Genomic DNA, 15,981 nt, shown 5'->3' on the forward strand with positions numbered 1-15,981 from the left:
TAGATAAAACTGCCAATAATTTGTAAAACGTCAAAATTCAGTCACTCGCCCGCTGCAACCGATCCAGCCTGAGGCGCTGGCGGTGATCAAAAAGTCTTACTGATCCTATGTATACCGCCGTAATGCTGCCAAGCCCGGTGCCAAAGGCGATCAACAACAGGATCAGAATTTGATACTTGGCCGCCTCCAACGGCGGGCTGCCGCCGAGGATCTGCCCGGTCATCATGCCCGGCAGACTGACCAGACCGGCCACCGACATGGTATTGATGATGGGGATCAGGCCAGAACGCAGGGCCTCGCGGCGGATGCTGCCGATGGCCTGGGCATAGTCCGCCCCCAGCAGCAATTGCGCCTCGATACGGCCGCGCTGATCCCAGGCGGCACGGGAGAGGTTATCCAGGCTCAGGGCGATGCCGGACATGGTGTTGCCGAGCAACATGCCCAGCAAGGGGATCAGGTACTGGGGGGCATACCAGGGCTCGACCTGGATGATCACCAGCAAGGCGATCAGGGTGACCGAGAACGAAGACACCAGCATGGAAAAGCTGCCTATACCAAAGGCCCAGGGGCCGACATAGCGGTGTTTTTGACGCGCCATGACCTCGTGCCCGGCCACCAGCAACATCACCAGGGTGACCATGCCAATCAGCAGGGGATTGTCCTGGCTGAACAGAAACTTCAGCACCATGCCGATCAACAGCAACTGCACCACACTACGGCTGGCGGCAACCACCAGGCGCCGCCCGACCCCAAGCTGTAGCCGATAGGACAACAGCGCCAACAGCAGCACCAGAATGGCGCTGATGGCCAGGTCCCAGGGGCTGAGTGTAATCAAATCCACGGCATCAACCCCCGCTGTCCGGTTCCGAATCCCCTGCCCCGCTCTTGATGCCGTCCGGCTCCAGGCGGAGTTGGCGATCGGCAATGCGCTGGCGTTGGGCGGCGTCGTGGGACACCCAGAGCACCGGGGCCTGATGCTCATCGGCATAGGCGCGGATCAGACGCTCCACGCGCAGGCCATTGTCTGCATCCAGATTGGCCGTGGGTTCGTCCAGCAGGAGCGCGGACGGACCCATGGCCAACAACCGCAGCAGGGCCAGGCGCTGACGCTCGCCGGTGGACAGACGGCTGATCTGCCAGCCCAGGGCCTCGGCGGGCAGATCCAGCGCCTTTAGGGGCAGATCGACAGCGGCAGGCAGATGCTCGGCGGCGGTGTTCCGCCACCAATGGCTCTCCGCCGGCAACAGCCCCAGCAGACGGCGCCAGGCCGGGGCCGGCATGGCCTCACGCCGCTGCCCGCCCAGGCGGACCTCGCCGCTATGGCAGTCCAAATCAACCATGGCGCGCAGCAGCAGGCTTTTACCGCAGCCTGAAGGACCGCTGAGCACCGTGATTTCACCGGCCCTGAGCGAAAAGCTCAGGGGCGGCAGATGCAGGATCCGCAGTTGCTCGATATGCAGGTCAGGCACGTCAAAGCCGCCGAAACAGCAGGTCCCAAACGCCATGGCCGAGGCGCTGGCCGCGCTGCTCGAAACGGGTCAGGGGCCGACCCTCAGGGCGTGGGGCAAAGCCGTCCGCAGCCTGGCAGTTGCTCAGTTGCGGACAGGCCTGCAGCAGATGCAGCATCTGCTCGGCATAGTCCTGCCAATCGGTGGCCAGGTGCAAGATACCGCCCGGCTTGAGGGCACGGGCGCACAGATCAAGAAAGGCAGGCTGCACGATACGCCGCTTGTGATGGCGCTTCTTGTGCCAAGGATCGGGGAAGAACAGCATGATGCCGTCCAGGCAGTTCGCAGGCAGATGATCCCGCAGCACCTCAACCGCATCCTGACGGATCAGACGCAGATTGTTCAACTGCAACTCCGCCGCCCGGATCAGCAGATGCCCCACCCCAGGGCTATGCACCTCTATGCCCAGGTAATTGCGCTCGGGGTGTCGCCGGGCCAGCTCGGCCAGGCCCTCGCCATTGCCAAAGCCAATCTCCAGAAACAGCGGCTGCTCGACGGCAAACAGCCGCGCCGGATCAAGCGGCTCAGCCGGACCCGGCACCAGGCCATAGATCGGCCAGAACTGGGCAAAGGCCCGTTCCTGGCTGCGCGTCATGCGCCCCTGCCGCAGCACATAGCTGCGAATCGGGGCATGGGGCCGGGATTGCTCGGCATCGGTCATCGGGGGCATTCCTGGGACATCAGGTCAGGGGCTCAAACAAGGCACCTTATGGGATGGCCGCTGTACGGCGCGACCGAACAGCGGCTGAACGGCCTCAGGCGCTGATCCTCATCACTGAAAAAACAGGCCATCCACCGGGCTGGAGGCCGAAGCATAACGCTTGGCGGGCATGCGTCCAGCGAGAAAGGCCTCGCGCCCGGCCTCGATCGCCTTGCGCATGGCCGAGGCCATCAGCACCGGCCTCTGCGCCGCGGCAATGGCGGTATTCATCAACACCCCATCACAGCCCAGCTCCATGGCCACGGCCGCATCCGAGGCCGTACCCACCCCGGCATCGACCAGGATCGGCACCTTGGCATTCTCCACAATAGTCATAATATTCAGCTTGTTGCGAATCCCAAGCCCAGAACCTATGGGCGCTGCCAGGGGCATCACCGCAATGCAGCCGATCTCCTCCAGATGCTTGGCCACTATGGGGTCGTCGTTGGTATAGACCATGACATCAAAGCCGTCTTTGACCAGCTCCTCAGCCGCGCTGATGGTCTGCATCACATCGGGAAACAGGGTCTTCTCATCCCCCAGCACCTCCAGCTTGACCAGCTTGTGGCCATCCAGCAGCTCACGGGCCAGGCGGCAGGTACGCACGGCGGTGTCCTTGTCAAAACAGCCTGCGGTATTGGGCAGGATGGTAAAGCGGTCCGGTGGCAGCACGTCCAGGATATTGGCCTCGCCGGGGTTCTGACCCATGTTGGTGCGGCGCACGGCGATGGTGACGATCTGCGCGCCGGAGGCATCGATGGCGGCACGGGTCTCCGCCATGTCTTTGTATTTACCGGTACCCACCAGCAAACGGGAGCTGTAGGTCTTGCCGGCGAGGGTGAAGCTGTCGGTCGGGGAATCGGTCATGTTCGGGCCTGTTGCTGATTGCTCGGGGTGACGAAAAGCCGTGATTCTACTACCCAAGGCCGCGTTCAACCACCACCCAACGGACATGGAGCGGACAGCGACACCCCTGAACATGAAACCTATCTTGGCCGCTTCGGGGCTCGGGGCTCGTGGGTTGCCACGGATGTTTTACCCTATATTCCTCAGTTAAGCCACTAGAAGGTGTTGAATGTTCGCTTTCCAACACATTGATTTTTCTCTGTGTGTTCTGTGGCTCTGTGGCTCTGTGGCCAAATGCTCTTTTCAGGTTTACAGTAATGAAAGTCGTCTCGACTCGGGTTCCATGCCTCGTCCTTCCTTCTCCATCGGGCCTACAGGGCATGGGTTCATCAATAACGCACCTCCAGCGCCTTGTAGCCATAAACCGCGCTGAGGTGGTGAAAAAAGGCATGTTGACCCTGATCGCGCCAGGTCTGACTGACCTGGGCATCCACCTCCTTATAGCCCTGATCCAGGGCATCCAGGTCACTGATCCAGGCCAGGGGGCCGACCTCCGCCGCAATCAACTCCAGCCAGGTACGGCTCACCCCCATGATGAAATGCGGCCAGGCCGCCTGTACCGCCGGGCTCCAATGGGGGTCACTGGTGGCCGAAAGCCGCTGGGCCTGCTTGCCAAATCCCGCATGTCGGACCTTTTTCAACCAGCCCCGCTGTTGCAACGCCCGCAGCAGTGGGTCCGCGCTCAGTGCTTGCTGAATGGATTGGGCCGTAGCCTTGTCTGCATAGAAAATAAAGCGCAACCGGTGCCCCGCCGCATCCCGCGCCGCGCGGCGATGAAAACGCCACAGCGGCAGCGCCTGCTGGTAACGGCGCAGCACCGGCAACAGCACCTCATGGGCCAGTAGGGCATCCCGGTGCCACAAAGGCGACCGCCCCTCGGGCCAGTCATGATAAAAATGCACCGCATACCACTGCCCTTCAACCTGGGCAGGTACGGCCAATGGCAAGGCCTCCGCGCCTTTTTTGGGGAAAGCCCCGCAGCCAGTCAACAGCAGAAAAAGTAAACCCAGTACCCAGATATTATTCATTTCGATCAACCCCCGTCACCGCCTGCAGGCCCTCCTAGCATTCGACCCCAGCAACCCACGAGGGGCCAAGGGTCGCTGGGCAAGGCATCAACCCATGATAGCCAGAAAATACCTGTTTAATGCCTGCTTACTGGCCGTATATGCGCCATTGCGTGGTTAATATATGGAGGAAATATACACCAGAGGCCCGCTGTTTTCGCCCCGATCAGGGTCGGTAACAACTCCGCTGGCAGCAGGATCATCTTTCAGGTTACCCTTTGTGCCCTCTGTGCCCCCTTTTGCTTCCCGCTTGGCCCCATCAGGAGCGCTTTGCCATGAATTACCGTGTTATCCCGGTCACCAGCTACGCCCAGAACGCCTCGCTGATCTCCTGCCCGAGCAGCAAACGGGCGGCGGTGATCGATCCCGGTGGCGATATCCAGCGCATCATCCGACTGGCCGAGCAGGATGGCCTGCATCTGGAGAAGATCCTCATCACCCACGGCCACTTTGACCACTGCGGCGCGGCCCTGGACCTGGCCGAGCAACTGGCCATACCCATCGAGGGGCCGCATCCGGATGATGAGTTTCTGCTGCGCAGCCTACCCGAGTGGGCAGCCATGGCCGGCTTTCCCCCGACGCGCAGCTTTAGCCCGCAGCGCTGGCTGATGCAGGGCGATCGGGTCAGTGTCGGCAACATCGAGTTGCAGGTACTCCACTGCCCTGGTCACACCCCGGGACACATAGTGTTCTACCAGCCGGACAGCGCCCTGGCCTTTGTTGGTGATGTGCTGTTTCAGGGTTCCATCGGCCGCACCGACTTCCCCAGAGGCAATCAGGCCGAGCTGCTGCGCTCCATCAAGCAGCGCCTGTTCCCCTTGGGCGACGAGGTTCGATTTGTCCCTGGCCACGGTGCGGAATCCAGCATTGGCGAAGAGCGCAGGCACAACCCCTTCCTGAATTAAACCCCATTGCAGCCCGACCGGATCCGGCTGCCCCGAGGAATTCGACTCTGTTGTATGTATCGAGGGCGAGCCCCTTCGACAAGCTCAGGCAGACGTCCGGGCAGCTGCCACTGCCCTGGACGGGCCGCGTCAATCCGTCAGGGATGGGCTCAGGGCGGGCGGAGTTCAGGCTTGGGGCAAACAAAAACCCGGCGCTGGGCCGGGTCCGGTATTTGGTAGGCACGACCAGATTTGAACTGGTGACCTCCACGATGTCAACGTGGCGCTCTAACCAACTGAGCTACGCGCCTAGGGGAAGCGGCGGATTATACCGGGCATGACAGGAGAGTCAACTCCCTCGGGGCAGGCTGCTGTACAATGTCGGCATGAATAAAGCCTATCCCTACCGGCTGGCCCTGATCACTGGCCTTGCCGCCCTGCTGCTTGGCCTGAGCGCTTGCAGCCCACCGGCCCCCTTGCAATCCTGTCGGCTGAAACGGGTGGCGGACGGTGACTCGGTGGACCTGGACTGCGCCGGCCAACAGGTCAAGGTGCGTCTTCACTGTATCGACGCCCCAGAGTTGGGGCAAAGGCCCTGGGGTGATCAAGCCAAGGCCTATCTGCAATCCCTGCTGCCAGCCAGGCTGCTGCTCAAACCGGTGGAGAAAGACCGCTACGGCCGCACCGTTGCCGAACTGTTCGAGGCCCAGGCCGATGGGGGGCAAGGCCAGAGCTTCAACCTGGCCATGGTGATGGCCGGCCAGGCGGCGGTGTACAAGCGCTATTGCCAACACCCGGAGTACAGCGCCAGTGAGCAACAGGCACGAGGCTACCGGGTTGGCATCTGGTCCCGGCCCGGCCTGCATCAACGCCCCTGGCAGTGGCGTCGGCGTCATCCCAGAAGGGGCTGAATCCCTGCCGACGCAAAGACCTCAAACACTGACTCAGACGCGGAAGCGGGCCACCATCTCCTGCAGGTGACTGGCCAGGCGGGCCAGCTCGCTGCTGGCGCTGGCGGTTTGCTCCGCGCCCTGGCTGGATTGATCGGCCACCTGGCTGATATTGACTATGTTGCGGTTGATCTCCTCGGCCACGGCGCTTTGTTCCTCCGCGGCCGAGGCGATCTGCATGTTCAGGTCGTTGATGCTGCCCACCGCCTGGCTGATGCTGTCCAGCGAGGTACCGGCCTGGGCCACCTGCTCCACCCCGGTATGGGTCTGGCTGCGACTGCTTTCCATCACCTTGACGGCGTTGCTGGCGGCGGTTTGCAGCTTCTCGATCATCGCCTGGATCTCGGAGGTGGACTCCTGGGTACGGCTGGCCAGGGTGCGTACCTCATCGGCCACCACGGCAAAGCCGCGCCCTTGTTCCCCGGCCCGGGCCGCCTCGATGGCGGCGTTTAGCGCCAGCAGGTTGGTCTGCTCGGCAATGCCACGGATCACGTCCAACACGGTGCTGATCTGTTCGCTGTCCTGCTGCAATTGCTGGATGGTGCCAGCGGCACGCTCCACCTCGCTGGCCAGCCCTTCGATCACGCTGATGGTGTGGCTGACCACCCCCTTGCCCTTGATTGTTTCCGCATCGGCATTGTGCGCCGCTTCCGCCGCGCTGGAGGTGGTGCGTGCCACCTCCTGTACCGTGGCGGCCATCTCGTTCATGGCGGTGGCGACCATATCGATCTCGTTGCGTTGGCGCTGTACCCCCTCGCTGTTTTGCTCGCTGGCGCGGGATGTCTGCTCGGCCGCTGCCGCCAGCTGCTCGGTGGCCGAGGCCAGCTCCCGCACCATGGCGCGGAAACGCTCTGCCATCAGATTGAAGGCCTTGGCCACCTGCCCCATCTCGTCCCTGCTCTGGTAATTGGCGCTGACGGTCAGGTCGCCCTCGGCCAGGCGGCTGCTCGATTGCATCAGTTCCCGCGTCGCATGGCCCAGGTTGCCGATGGTGCTCCAGGCCAGCAGGCCGCTGAGCAGCAGGGCCAGCAGCATGAGGCCGATGAACAGCATCTGCCGCTCGGCATAACTCTGCTCGGCCTGGTCGAACTCGGCCTTGGCCACCCGTAGTTGCAGGTGCAGCAGCTCATCGGCCAGGCCGCCGGCCTGCTCATACAGCGGGTTTACCTTGGTGAGTATCACCCGGTTGGCGGCGGCGTAGTCGCCCCTTTTGAGTTCGGCCAGGGTGGCGCGCAGGCCCTGGTTGACGAATGTCGCCCGTTTGGCGGCATAGTCATCGGCCAGGCGCTTCTCCTCTGGCGTCAGATAGGTGGTCAGGTAGGTCTTCCAGATGGCGGTGATCTTATCGATGTTCCGCTCTACCTGATCCAGATGCAGATCGATGGGGTGATTGTGCATGGTAGCAAACTCGGACTCGCTATCATGCTGCAGGGCCAGCAACAGCTGGGTGCGGTTCTCCTGCATCAGCAGCATGATTTCACTGATCTGCCCAGTGGGCACCAGGCGATCGGCATAGACGCTGCCCAGCGATTGATTCAGCCGCATCATGCTGTTCAGGCCGAGGATACCGATAACCATCATGGCACTGATGGTCAGACCGGCAAGCAGCAGGAGACGGCTCTTTACTCTCATGTTGGTCAGTATGTTCATGGCATCGTTATTCTTGAGGTTGGTAGGCGTGGTATGAGGGTTTCAGCCGGGCACATGGGGCTTGGCTGCTTTCTGTAACGGCCAACCGCAGCAAGCCTTGAGAATAATTCACTAAGCTGTCGTTTTTTTTAATTATTTTTCAGACAAAGGGGGAGCCGAAAAAGCAGCCGCTGACCGCTGGAGGCTGGCAACTAAAACAGCTGCCACACCCCCCGCAGGGCGGCCAGAACGGCCTGGCGGCGTACCTGGTCGCGCTCCCCGCTGAAGCGCTCCAGCCGGGTCAGCGGCGGCTGACCGCGCCGCCCCCAGCCGAGCCAGACGCTGCCCACCGGCTTTTCCAGGCTGCCCCCGGAGGGGCCGGCGATGCCGCTCACCGCCAAGGCCAGGTCGGCCCGGCTGTGGGCCAGGGCCCCGCTCACCATGGCGGCTACCGTCTCTCGACTGACCGCCCCCTGCGCCTGAATGATGACGGCGGGCACGCCGAGCATCTCCTGCTTGGCGGCATTGGAGTAGGTGACAAAGCCGCGCTCCAGGACGGCGCTGCTGCCGGGGATGTCGGTGATCAGCTTGGCGATCCAGCCGCCGCTGCAAGACTCGGCGCAGGCCAGGCTCAGGCCGCGCCGGATCAGCTCGGCGAGCAGCTTTTCTGCTTCGGCAGACAGGCAGGCATCATTCATGTCGCACTCCAGGTTGGGCGGCCCCGGCCAGACGGGGAAAAATCAGAGAAGATGACAAACGGGGCCGGGCTTGGCAAGCTAGCGCCCTTCCTGCCACCCTGCAAGCGATGCAGATTACCCTGAGCAATGCTGCCATGACCGAAATACTCTGTGAACACAAACCCTCCCCGGCCAAGCTGGAGGTGCTGGGGGTGTACGACTGGCCCATCTGGCGCAAGGAAGCCTCCTGTTTTCCCTGGCACTATGATCGGCAGGAAACCTGCTATTTGCTGCGCGGTCGGGTGCGGGTCACCCCGGATCAGGGTCAGCCGCAGGAGTTCAAGCGCGGCGATCTGATCATCTTCCCGCAGGGACTGTCCTGCACCTGGGAGATCCTGGAAGACGTGGAAAAGCACTACAATTTTGCCTGAGCCAGAGGCCCCGGCTTTCTGCTAGAATCTGCCCCATGGAATCACCGGCCGCCGACATCATCCGCATCATTGACGCCTTCTCTGAATGCGCCAAGGATTTCATTGCCTTTTGGGAGGACCAGGGCAAACCGGAACTGGACAGCACCAATGAGCCCGATGTCATCCTCGATGCCCTGCTCAACCTGTTGGATATGTTCTACGCCCATGAGATGCAAAACGGCAGCCTCAGTGAGGATGACCTCAGCGAACTGGGCAACTACGGCCTGACCATGCTCGAGGCCTTGACCCTGGATGCCCAGAGCGTCCACTACCCCCATTACCTGTATTTCGAGACCATCGCCTTCCCCCTGGCCCTGTGGCTGGCGCGCAACGGCGCCGAGCTGGACGTGCTCGGCCCGGTGGTCAACACCCTGGCGCGGATGGCCAATCAGCTGAACCAGCCGGATGAGCTGGAAAACCTGTTCAGCCAGAGCAGCGAGATCGCCGATGCCCTCAGCGTCGGCCTCACCCAGGATCTGGAGCAAAGCCTGCCGGGGGCACCCTGGTCGGTATTCCTGATCAATCGCGGCATCATCGCCACCCGCTCGCTCAACCCAGACTGCATCATCAGCGCCTACGAGTCCATCATCGAATACGTGCCCGAGTTGAGCCATGAATTCTTCGCCGAGGCCATGGAACAGATGGAGCTGCTCGACTACCCGCCCCAGGTGCGCATGATCGTTGAACGCTACCTTAACCAGACCAACGCCAACACCCTGTTGCACTGAAGCACTGCGATACAGGCCATCGAACCTACCCATGAAGCTGATTGCATCCTTCTTTCCCATCATCCTGTTCTTCATCGCCTACCAGAGCCACGGCATCTATGTCGCCACCGGCGTGGCCATGGCCGCCGCCCTGGCGCAGACCGGCTGGCACTGGCTGCGCCACCGTCAGCTGGAAAAGATGCATCTGCTTACCCTGGGCCTGTTGCTGCTATTCGGCGGCATGACCCTGGCCTTTCAGGACCCCACCTTCATCAAATGGAAGCCCACGGTAGTGAACTGGCTGTTTGGCCTGGCCTTCCTGCTCGCCCCGCTGTTCGGCGGCATCACCCTGACCGAGCGCCTGATGGGCCAGGCGGCGCAACTGCCCCAGCCGGTCTGGCAGCGGCTGAACCAGGCCTGGACCCTGTTCTTTTTCGCCGTGGGCGGGCTCAACCTCTGGGTCGCCTACCGGTTTGACGAACAGACCTGGGTCAACTTCAAGCTGTTCGGCCTGCTTGGCCTGACCTTTGCCTTCATCATCGCCCAATCCCTCTACATGGCGCGTCACATGCCGCCAGAGGCCAGCGCCGGAGAGCCCTGAACATGCTTTACTGTATCATCGGCGAAGATCGGCAAAACAGCCTGTCGGCGCGTCAATCGGCCCGCCCGGCCCACCTGGCCCGATTGCAGCAACTCAAGGACCAGGGACGCCTGTTGCTGGCCGGCCCCTTTCCCGCCATCGACGGCCCGGAGCCCGGTAGCGCGGGCTTCAGCGGCAGCCTGATAGTGGCCGAGTTCGATGATCTGGCCCAGGCCCGGGCCTGGGCCGATGCCGACCCCTACCTGGCCGCCGGGGTCTATGCCCAGGTACAGGTCAAACCCTTCAAACACGTACTACCCTGAGGAATATCATGCACAAGATACTGAGCGCCTGTCTTCTCATCGGCCTTGCCGCCAGCGCCACAGCCGCCGAGCAAACCCTGTTCAACGTCAACGGCGCACCCGTGACCCGCGCCATGTTACAACACATGGCCAAGGACATGATCAAGCCTGGTGTGGAACCCAACGAGCAGATCCAACAGATCCTGATCAGCGAGCTGGCCAACCGCATACTGCTCAGCCAGGCCGCCGTTACCGATGGCCTGGACCAGAGGCCCGAACACCGGGCTGGTCTGGAGGTCGAGCGCATCAGTTACCTGGCCAACGCCGTCCTGCAGGAGCAGATGCGTAAATTCAAGCCCAGCGATGCCGATTTGCAGGCCCTTTACAAAGAAAAGCACAGCCAGCCGCGCCAGGAGTTCAAGGCGCGTCACATCCTGCTGAAGGAGAAGGAACAGGCGCAAAAGCTGATCAAGGAACTCGATGCCGGGGCCGACTTTGCCGAACTGGCCAAGCAGCACTCCACCGGCCCGACCGGGGCCAAGGGCGGCGACCTGGGCTGGTTCAGTGCCGAGACCATGGTCAAGCCCTTCGCCGATGCCCTTGGCGGCATGGACAAGGGCAGTTACTCCAAGCAGCCGGTACAGACCCCCTTCGGCTGGCACCTGATCCTGCTGGAAGACAGTCGCGAACTGCCCGCCAAACCCCTGGATCAGGTCAAGGACGAACTGACCAACCAGCTGCGCCAGCAGGCCCTGAAGGACTACATGCTGCAATTGCGCGCCAAGGCCGTGATCGAACAGGCCAAGCCCTAACGATCATGGCATGACTGCTCCCGCCCCTGCCGAGCTGGTGCGGCAGATACGCCACTGGGGCCAGCAGCTGGGCCTGAGTCAGATCGGCATCGCGGACATCGACCTGAGCCAGGCCGAGCAGCGCCTGCAACGCTGGCTGGAACAGGGCTATCAGGGCGAGATGGACTACATGGCCCGCCACGGCAGCAAACGCAGCCGACCAGCGGAGCTGGAGCCCGACACCTGCAGCGTCATCTCGGCACGGTTGGACTACCTGCCCCCGGCCGCGCCCATGACCGGGGTCCTGGCCAACCCGGAACAGGCCTATGTCTCCCGCTACGCCCTCGGCCGCGACTACCACAAGCTGCTGCGCAAGCGCCTGGCCCTGCTCGCCGGGCGCATTGCCGAGCGGGTTGGCCCCTTTCGGCAGCGAGTCTTCGTCGATTCCGCGCCGGTGCTGGAAAAGCCCCTGGCAGAAAAGGCCGGGCTGGGCTGGATCGGCAAGCATAGCAACCTGATCAACCGCCGCGCCGGTTCCTGGTTCTTCCTCGGCGAGATCTACACCGACCTGGCCCTGCCCGCCGACAGCCCGGCGCAGAGCCACTGTGGCCGCTGCCGCGCCTGTCTGGATATCTGCCCCACCGCCGCCATAGTCGCGCCCTATGTGGTGGACGCCCGCCGCTGCATCTCCTATCTGACCATCGAGCTGAAAGGGCCGATCCCCCTGGAGCTGCGCCCCCGGCTGGGCAACCGCATCTACGGCTGTGACGACTGCCAGCTGGTCTGCCCCTGGAACCGCTTTGCCCGCCCCAGTGCCGAGGCCGACTTCCTGCCCCGTCAGGGCCTGGACAGCGCCCGGCTGTGCGCGCTGTTCGCCTGGGATGAGGCCGAATTTCTGCGTCGTTTCGAGGGCTCGCCCATCCGCCGCATCGGTCATCTGAGCTGGCTGAGAAATATCGCCACGGCCTTGGGCAATGGGCCCAATTCGGCTAAAGTAACCGACCTGTTAAAAAAGCGCCTGAACCACCCCGCCGAGCTGGTACGCGAGCACTCTAGCTGGGCTTTGAATCAACTCAATCGCAGAACCTGAACCCTATGCCGAAATCACTGGACCAATGGATTGCCCACATCAGCGACCAGGAAATGCCCATCTTCGGCAAGACGGTACAGGCCATAGTCAGCGTTGCTGAGGATGACCTCGCCTCCGCCTCCAAGCTGGCCAAGGTGGTGCTGCAGGACGCCTCCCTCACCGCCAAGGTGCTCAAGCTGGTCAACAGCATCTACTACAACCCGGCCCGCGCACCCATCAGCACCGTCAGCCGCGCCGTGGTGGTGATGGGCTTCAGCACCATCCGCAACATCTGCCTGTCCATCGGCCTGGTGGATTCGGTGGTCACGGGTCCGGCCAAGGACCAGCTCACCAAGGAACTGGCGCGGGCCATCCACTCGGCGGTACAGGCGCGGGAGATGGCCCTGTTGATGGACGACAAGGAGCCGGAGGAGGTCTTCGTCGCCAGCCTGCTGCACAACATCGGCGATCTGGCCTTCTGGTGCCACTCCGGCAAACAGGGCGAAAGCATCCTCAAGCTGCTGGAGCAGCCCGAGTATGACCCGGAACTGGCGCAGAAGGAGGTGCTGGGGTTCGAGCTGAACCAGCTCAGCCTGGGCCTGGTCAAGGAATGGGGTATCAATCAACTGCTGGAAGAGACCCTGGAGCACCCGGAAAAGGCGCAACGGCGAGGCAAGAGCGTGATCCTGGCCCATGAGCTGGCCCAGGCCTCGGAGCAACACGGCTGGAACTCCGATGAGGTAAAGAAAGTGGTCAAGCAGGCCGCCAAGATCACCCTGGAGAAGGAGGAGCACCTGCTGGCCGAGATGAAAAACAATGCCCGCGAGGCGGCCAGCATCGCCGGCATCTACGGCGCGGCCAACGCAGCCAAGGCCATCCCCCTGCCGGACAAGGAAAAGCTGGAAAAACCGGCGGAAGAGCCCAAGGTCAGCGATTTCCCCGAGCCCGATCCCCTGCTGCAACTGCGTATCCTGCGCGAGCTGTCACAGATTGCCGAAAAAAAGGCCGACTTCAACCTGATCGTGGAGATGGTGATGGAGGGGGTGCATCGCGGCGTGGGCTTCGACCGCACCCTGTTCTCCCTGGCCACCCCGGACCGCAACACCATCTATGGCAAATTCTCCCTGGGCCGCAGCAGCCTCAGTTTTACCGAATCCTTCCGCTTTAACCGCACTACGGACCCGAGCAATATCTTCTTCCGCATCCTGGATAAAAAGGCGGAACTCTGGGTGGACCTGGCCAAGAACCCGGCACTGAAGGCCATGTACACCCCCAAGGTACAGCAGGTCATAGGCCTCAAGCCCTTCTTTGCCAGCTGCATCATGGTCAACGGCAAGAGCATCGGCATCATCTACGCCGACCGCAGCCTCAGCGGCCGCAGCCTGGACGAGGAGGCCTTCAGCAGCTTCAAGCACTTCTCCTCGGAGACCGGTATGATCCTGGCCCAGCGCCTGGGGATCAAATAGCCATAGAGTGGTCCCGACAAACCGTCCGAAACCAAGTCCCGAGCAACCTGAATCCGCACCAACAAAAACCCCCTCACCCCAGCGGGGTGAAGGGGGTGAACACTCATCCCTGAGCCCGGATCGCTACCCCTTAGCCTTATTTGCCGGCCTTGTGTTCGGCCCGCATCTTCTTTGCCTCCTCCAGGATGGTGTTAACCGCCGTCTTCAGCGGTGCCCAACCATACCAGTGCATGTAGTCGTTGTTGGCATGGAAGGCACCCTGGAAGGTGCGCTGGCGGTATTCCAGCATGATCAGATAGAGTTCCTGCTCGATCTTGGTCTTGGCATCGTAGTACTGCAACAGGTCCGGGGCGAATTCCCAGTGGTCCGGCTTGACCAGGATGCCATCGGCGTAGAGCCCCTGCACCACCTTGATCGCCTTGGCGAATTCGTGGTCGGCGGCCTTGATGATCTCATCCGAGGCACGGAAGTGCTGATCCACAAAACCCTTGGCATGACACTGATTGCAGTGGTTTTTCATCTTCAGGCGCAGCTCGTTGAACTCCTCTGGGCCACGCGCCGCCCGGCCCTGCACCACGATCTCGACAAAGCGCTTGGTCGGCTGCAGGTCGGCATCGAGAATACCGGCTGCTTGCAGGATCAAGGCCCGATCCAGCACCCACTCAGGGTCGTCGTCCACATCCACGTAGTTGCCCGAGGGCAGGGCGGCGGCCAGCTTGGTCAACTGCGGCTCCAGCGCGGGGGCGGCGTCCACCAGGGCCAGGACATTCTCCTTGGTGGGGATACGCAGGGCCAGGAAGCCCCAGGGGGCGACGACCTCGTGGTCGCCTTCCATCATGTGACAGCTCTGACAGGTGGGGGCGCGGCTGTTTTCCTCCTGATGGCCCTCGATCTGCCAGATGATGCCGTGCTTGGCGGTGCTGTACATCTCCCACTGGGGATGGTCAAAGCCCATGTGGCAGTTGGAGCAGGCACGCGGGTCCTGGGCCTCGGACTTGCGGAAGGTATGCCGGGTGTGGCAGTTGTCGCACTGGGCGTTACCGTAGCGGTAGTGCGAGGCCTCCTCGCCGCCGTCGTGCTGCAATTCACCACTGACCCCGTCCATGATGCCCTTCAGGCCCTTTTCACCAATCTTGTGGCAGCCGGAACAGCCCCGGTAGCCCTCCTTGGTGATGGCCCCAGGCTGGCCGTGCCAGGCGATCTGGGACTTCATGCCAAACCAGGCCAGATGGTGCTTGCCCTTTTTCATCTGTTTGGCTTGGGTCTTGTGACATTCCTTACAGGTCTCGGTGGTGGGCATGGCGGCCTTGGCGTGGTCCTCCATGGTCTTGTGCTCGGCACCGTGACAGTTGACACAGGTGACCGCGTCGTTGCGTTTCTTGGTGTTGGCCATGGGGCTGTCGAGCCATTGCTTGACCACCCCAGGGGTTACGTTGCTGTGACAGCCGATACAGTCGGCCTGCTTCTCCCGATCCTCCATGTCCACCACGGCCTCCTCATTGTAGGCCGCCTGCGCCAGCCCGGCTGTAAACAGCCAGCCCAGGGCAAGGACCAAACTACTCCCCCATCTACGTTTCTTCATTGCTGCTCCTCCTCAGGGTGCGTGATTTACCCTCCCCCCGCGGGGACGGGCTGTGGCCGACGCCAACGCCCTGATATCAGAGCGCCAACGCCATAACCCTTATATTTATTGTGTTTTTATGTCTTTTAGCAGAGAAGCGGCAGGGTTTTCTTGATAAATGTCAATTATTGACCTGATTACCCACAAATCTCAGCCAATCGAATAGGGCGGCCCGTGGCCGCCGAGCAACCACTAGGAGCCTGTCGGATTTAGGATGCTCCTACTGCGCCGGTGGGAAGAACGGCTCAAATTTCCCCGATTTTTCGTTGCGTAGGCCCACTATGCGCCTCAAAATCGTGAAAATTTGTTCTCGCTCTCCCACCTTGCTCGCTACGGGCACCTAAACCCGACAGGCTCCTAGGGGCAGGCTTCATGGCTGTGGCTTGGTGGCGGGCGCGGCCCACCCTATGCCGCATGGCAAAGTCGGCCTCCCAGCCCAGGACGTGCATGGCTAGCCAAGCTGAGGTAATGGCTGAGATACATGGGTAATCAGGATTATTGAAGAGAACTCGACAGGACTTGGAACTCGGCAGGTCGTTACGACAATTCTTTCTCCAGGGCTTGGCAGGGCAAGCCAAGCCCCATCCAACAGGGTAGAATGGGGCCTGTTGATTTAGCCTTATCCAGCCTGCCGACTGCCCGTGCCCTCTGCCC

General features: G+C 62.1%; 17 protein-coding genes and 1 tRNA gene. 9 read left to right on the forward strand and 9 right to left on the reverse strand.

From position 1 onward, the window contains the following. Nucleotides 1-37: 37 nt before the first annotated feature. The 5 genes from fetB to D5125_16440 form a co-directional block, all read right to left on the reverse strand. Nucleotides 38-841, reverse strand: a complete 804-nt coding sequence (fetB, locus tag D5125_16420) for an iron export ABC transporter permease subunit FetB (protein QFY90915.1) — start codon at nt 839-841, stop codon at nt 38-40. Between the two features lie 4 nt (nt 842-845). Further along, nucleotides 846-1,505, reverse strand: coding sequence for an ATP-binding cassette domain-containing protein (locus D5125_16425; protein ID QFY90916.1), 660 nt, complete (start codon nt 1,503-1,505; stop codon nt 846-848). After that, nucleotides 1,471-2,169, reverse strand: coding sequence for a tRNA (guanosine(46)-N7)-methyltransferase TrmB (gene trmB / locus D5125_16430; protein ID QFY90917.1), 699 nt, complete (start codon nt 2,167-2,169; stop codon nt 1,471-1,473). The genes D5125_16425 and trmB overlap by 35 nt, the downstream gene beginning before the upstream one ends. Before the next feature lie 111 nt (nt 2,170-2,280). Further along, entirely contained in the window at nt 2,281-3,075 is a 795-nt protein-coding gene (locus D5125_16435; GenBank protein QFY90918.1) for a thiazole synthase, read from the reverse strand. Between the two features lie 368 nt (nt 3,076-3,443). Further along, nucleotides 3,444-4,055: a hypothetical protein gene (locus D5125_16440; protein QFY90919.2), complete on the reverse strand. Its 612-nt coding sequence runs from the start codon at nt 4,053-4,055 to the stop codon at nt 3,444-3,446. A 401-nt stretch (nt 4,056-4,456) separates the two neighbouring features. On the opposite strand from D5125_16440, the gene D5125_16445 reads away from it, so the two are divergent. Continuing rightward, nucleotides 4,457-5,086, forward strand: a complete 630-nt coding sequence (locus D5125_16445; GenBank protein ID QFY90920.1) for an MBL fold metallo-hydrolase — start codon at nt 4,457-4,459, stop codon at nt 5,084-5,086. Nucleotides 5,087-5,299: 213 nt separating this feature from the next. On the opposite strand, the gene D5125_16450 is transcribed toward D5125_16445, so the two are convergent. Next, nucleotides 5,300-5,376: transfer RNA gene (locus D5125_16450), tRNA-Val, on the reverse strand. A gap of 75 nt (nt 5,377-5,451) precedes the next feature. Between D5125_16450 and D5125_16455 the strand changes: the two genes are divergently transcribed. Next, on the forward strand, nt 5,452-5,976 hold the full coding sequence (locus D5125_16455; protein QFY90921.1) for a thermonuclease family protein: 525 nt from the start codon (nt 5,452-5,454) through the stop codon (nt 5,974-5,976). 33 nt (nt 5,977-6,009) lie between these two features. On the opposite strand, the gene D5125_16460 is transcribed toward D5125_16455, so the two are convergent. Together D5125_16460 and D5125_16465 are read right to left on the reverse strand one after the other, a co-directional pair. Further along, nucleotides 6,010-7,665, reverse strand: a complete 1,656-nt coding sequence (locus D5125_16460) for a methyl-accepting chemotaxis protein (GenBank protein ID QFY90922.1) — start codon at nt 7,663-7,665, stop codon at nt 6,010-6,012. Between the two features lie 191 nt (nt 7,666-7,856). Further along, nucleotides 7,857-8,342 (reverse strand): nicotinamide-nucleotide amidohydrolase family protein, encoded by a 486-nt coding sequence (locus D5125_16465; GenBank protein QFY90923.1) that lies wholly within the window; start codon nt 8,340-8,342, stop codon nt 7,857-7,859. A 134-nt stretch (nt 8,343-8,476) separates the two neighbouring features. On the opposite strand from D5125_16465, the gene D5125_16470 reads away from it, so the two are divergent. From D5125_16470 to D5125_16500, 7 genes are read left to right on the forward strand one after another with little or no spacing between them, the layout of a single operon-like run. Then, nucleotides 8,477-8,752, forward strand: a complete 276-nt coding sequence (locus D5125_16470; protein ID QFY91206.1) for a cupin domain-containing protein — start codon at nt 8,477-8,479, stop codon at nt 8,750-8,752. Between the two features lie 35 nt (nt 8,753-8,787). After that, nucleotides 8,788-9,519 (forward strand): hypothetical protein, encoded by a 732-nt coding sequence (locus tag D5125_16475; protein ID QFY90924.1) that lies wholly within the window; start codon nt 8,788-8,790, stop codon nt 9,517-9,519. A gap of 31 nt (nt 9,520-9,550) precedes the next feature. After that, complete coding sequence (locus D5125_16480) at nt 9,551-10,099, forward strand: septation protein A (GenBank protein ID QFY90925.1); 549 nt, start codon at nt 9,551-9,553, stop codon at nt 10,097-10,099. A 2-nt stretch (nt 10,100-10,101) separates the two neighbouring features. Beyond that, nucleotides 10,102-10,401 (forward strand): YciI family protein, encoded by a 300-nt coding sequence (locus D5125_16485; GenBank protein QFY90926.1) that lies wholly within the window; start codon nt 10,102-10,104, stop codon nt 10,399-10,401. An 8-nt stretch (nt 10,402-10,409) separates the two neighbouring features. Further along, a complete protein-coding gene (locus D5125_16490) occupies nt 10,410-11,192 on the forward strand; it encodes a peptidylprolyl isomerase (GenBank protein QFY90927.1) in 783 nt (260 codons plus the stop codon). A 10-nt stretch (nt 11,193-11,202) separates the two neighbouring features. Next, nucleotides 11,203-12,261 (forward strand): tRNA epoxyqueuosine(34) reductase QueG, encoded by a 1,059-nt coding sequence (queG, locus tag D5125_16495; GenBank protein ID QFY90928.1) that lies wholly within the window; start codon nt 11,203-11,205, stop codon nt 12,259-12,261. Between the two features lie 5 nt (nt 12,262-12,266). Further along, entirely contained in the window at nt 12,267-13,706 is a 1,440-nt protein-coding gene (locus D5125_16500) for an HDOD domain-containing protein (GenBank protein QFY90929.1), read from the forward strand. 136 nt (nt 13,707-13,842) lie between these two features. Here D5125_16500 and D5125_16505 read toward each other — a convergent pair whose 3' ends face one another. Then, nucleotides 13,843-15,288, reverse strand: a complete 1,446-nt coding sequence (locus D5125_16505; GenBank protein QFY90930.1) for a cytochrome C — start codon at nt 15,286-15,288, stop codon at nt 13,843-13,845. Nucleotides 15,289-15,981 lie beyond the last annotated feature (693 nt).

The sequence above is a fragment of the gamma proteobacterium SS-5 genome (assembly GCA_009497875.2).
Taxonomy (GTDB): Bacteria; Pseudomonadota; Gammaproteobacteria; order Chromatiales; family Chromatiaceae; genus Magnetovirga; species Magnetovirga frankeli.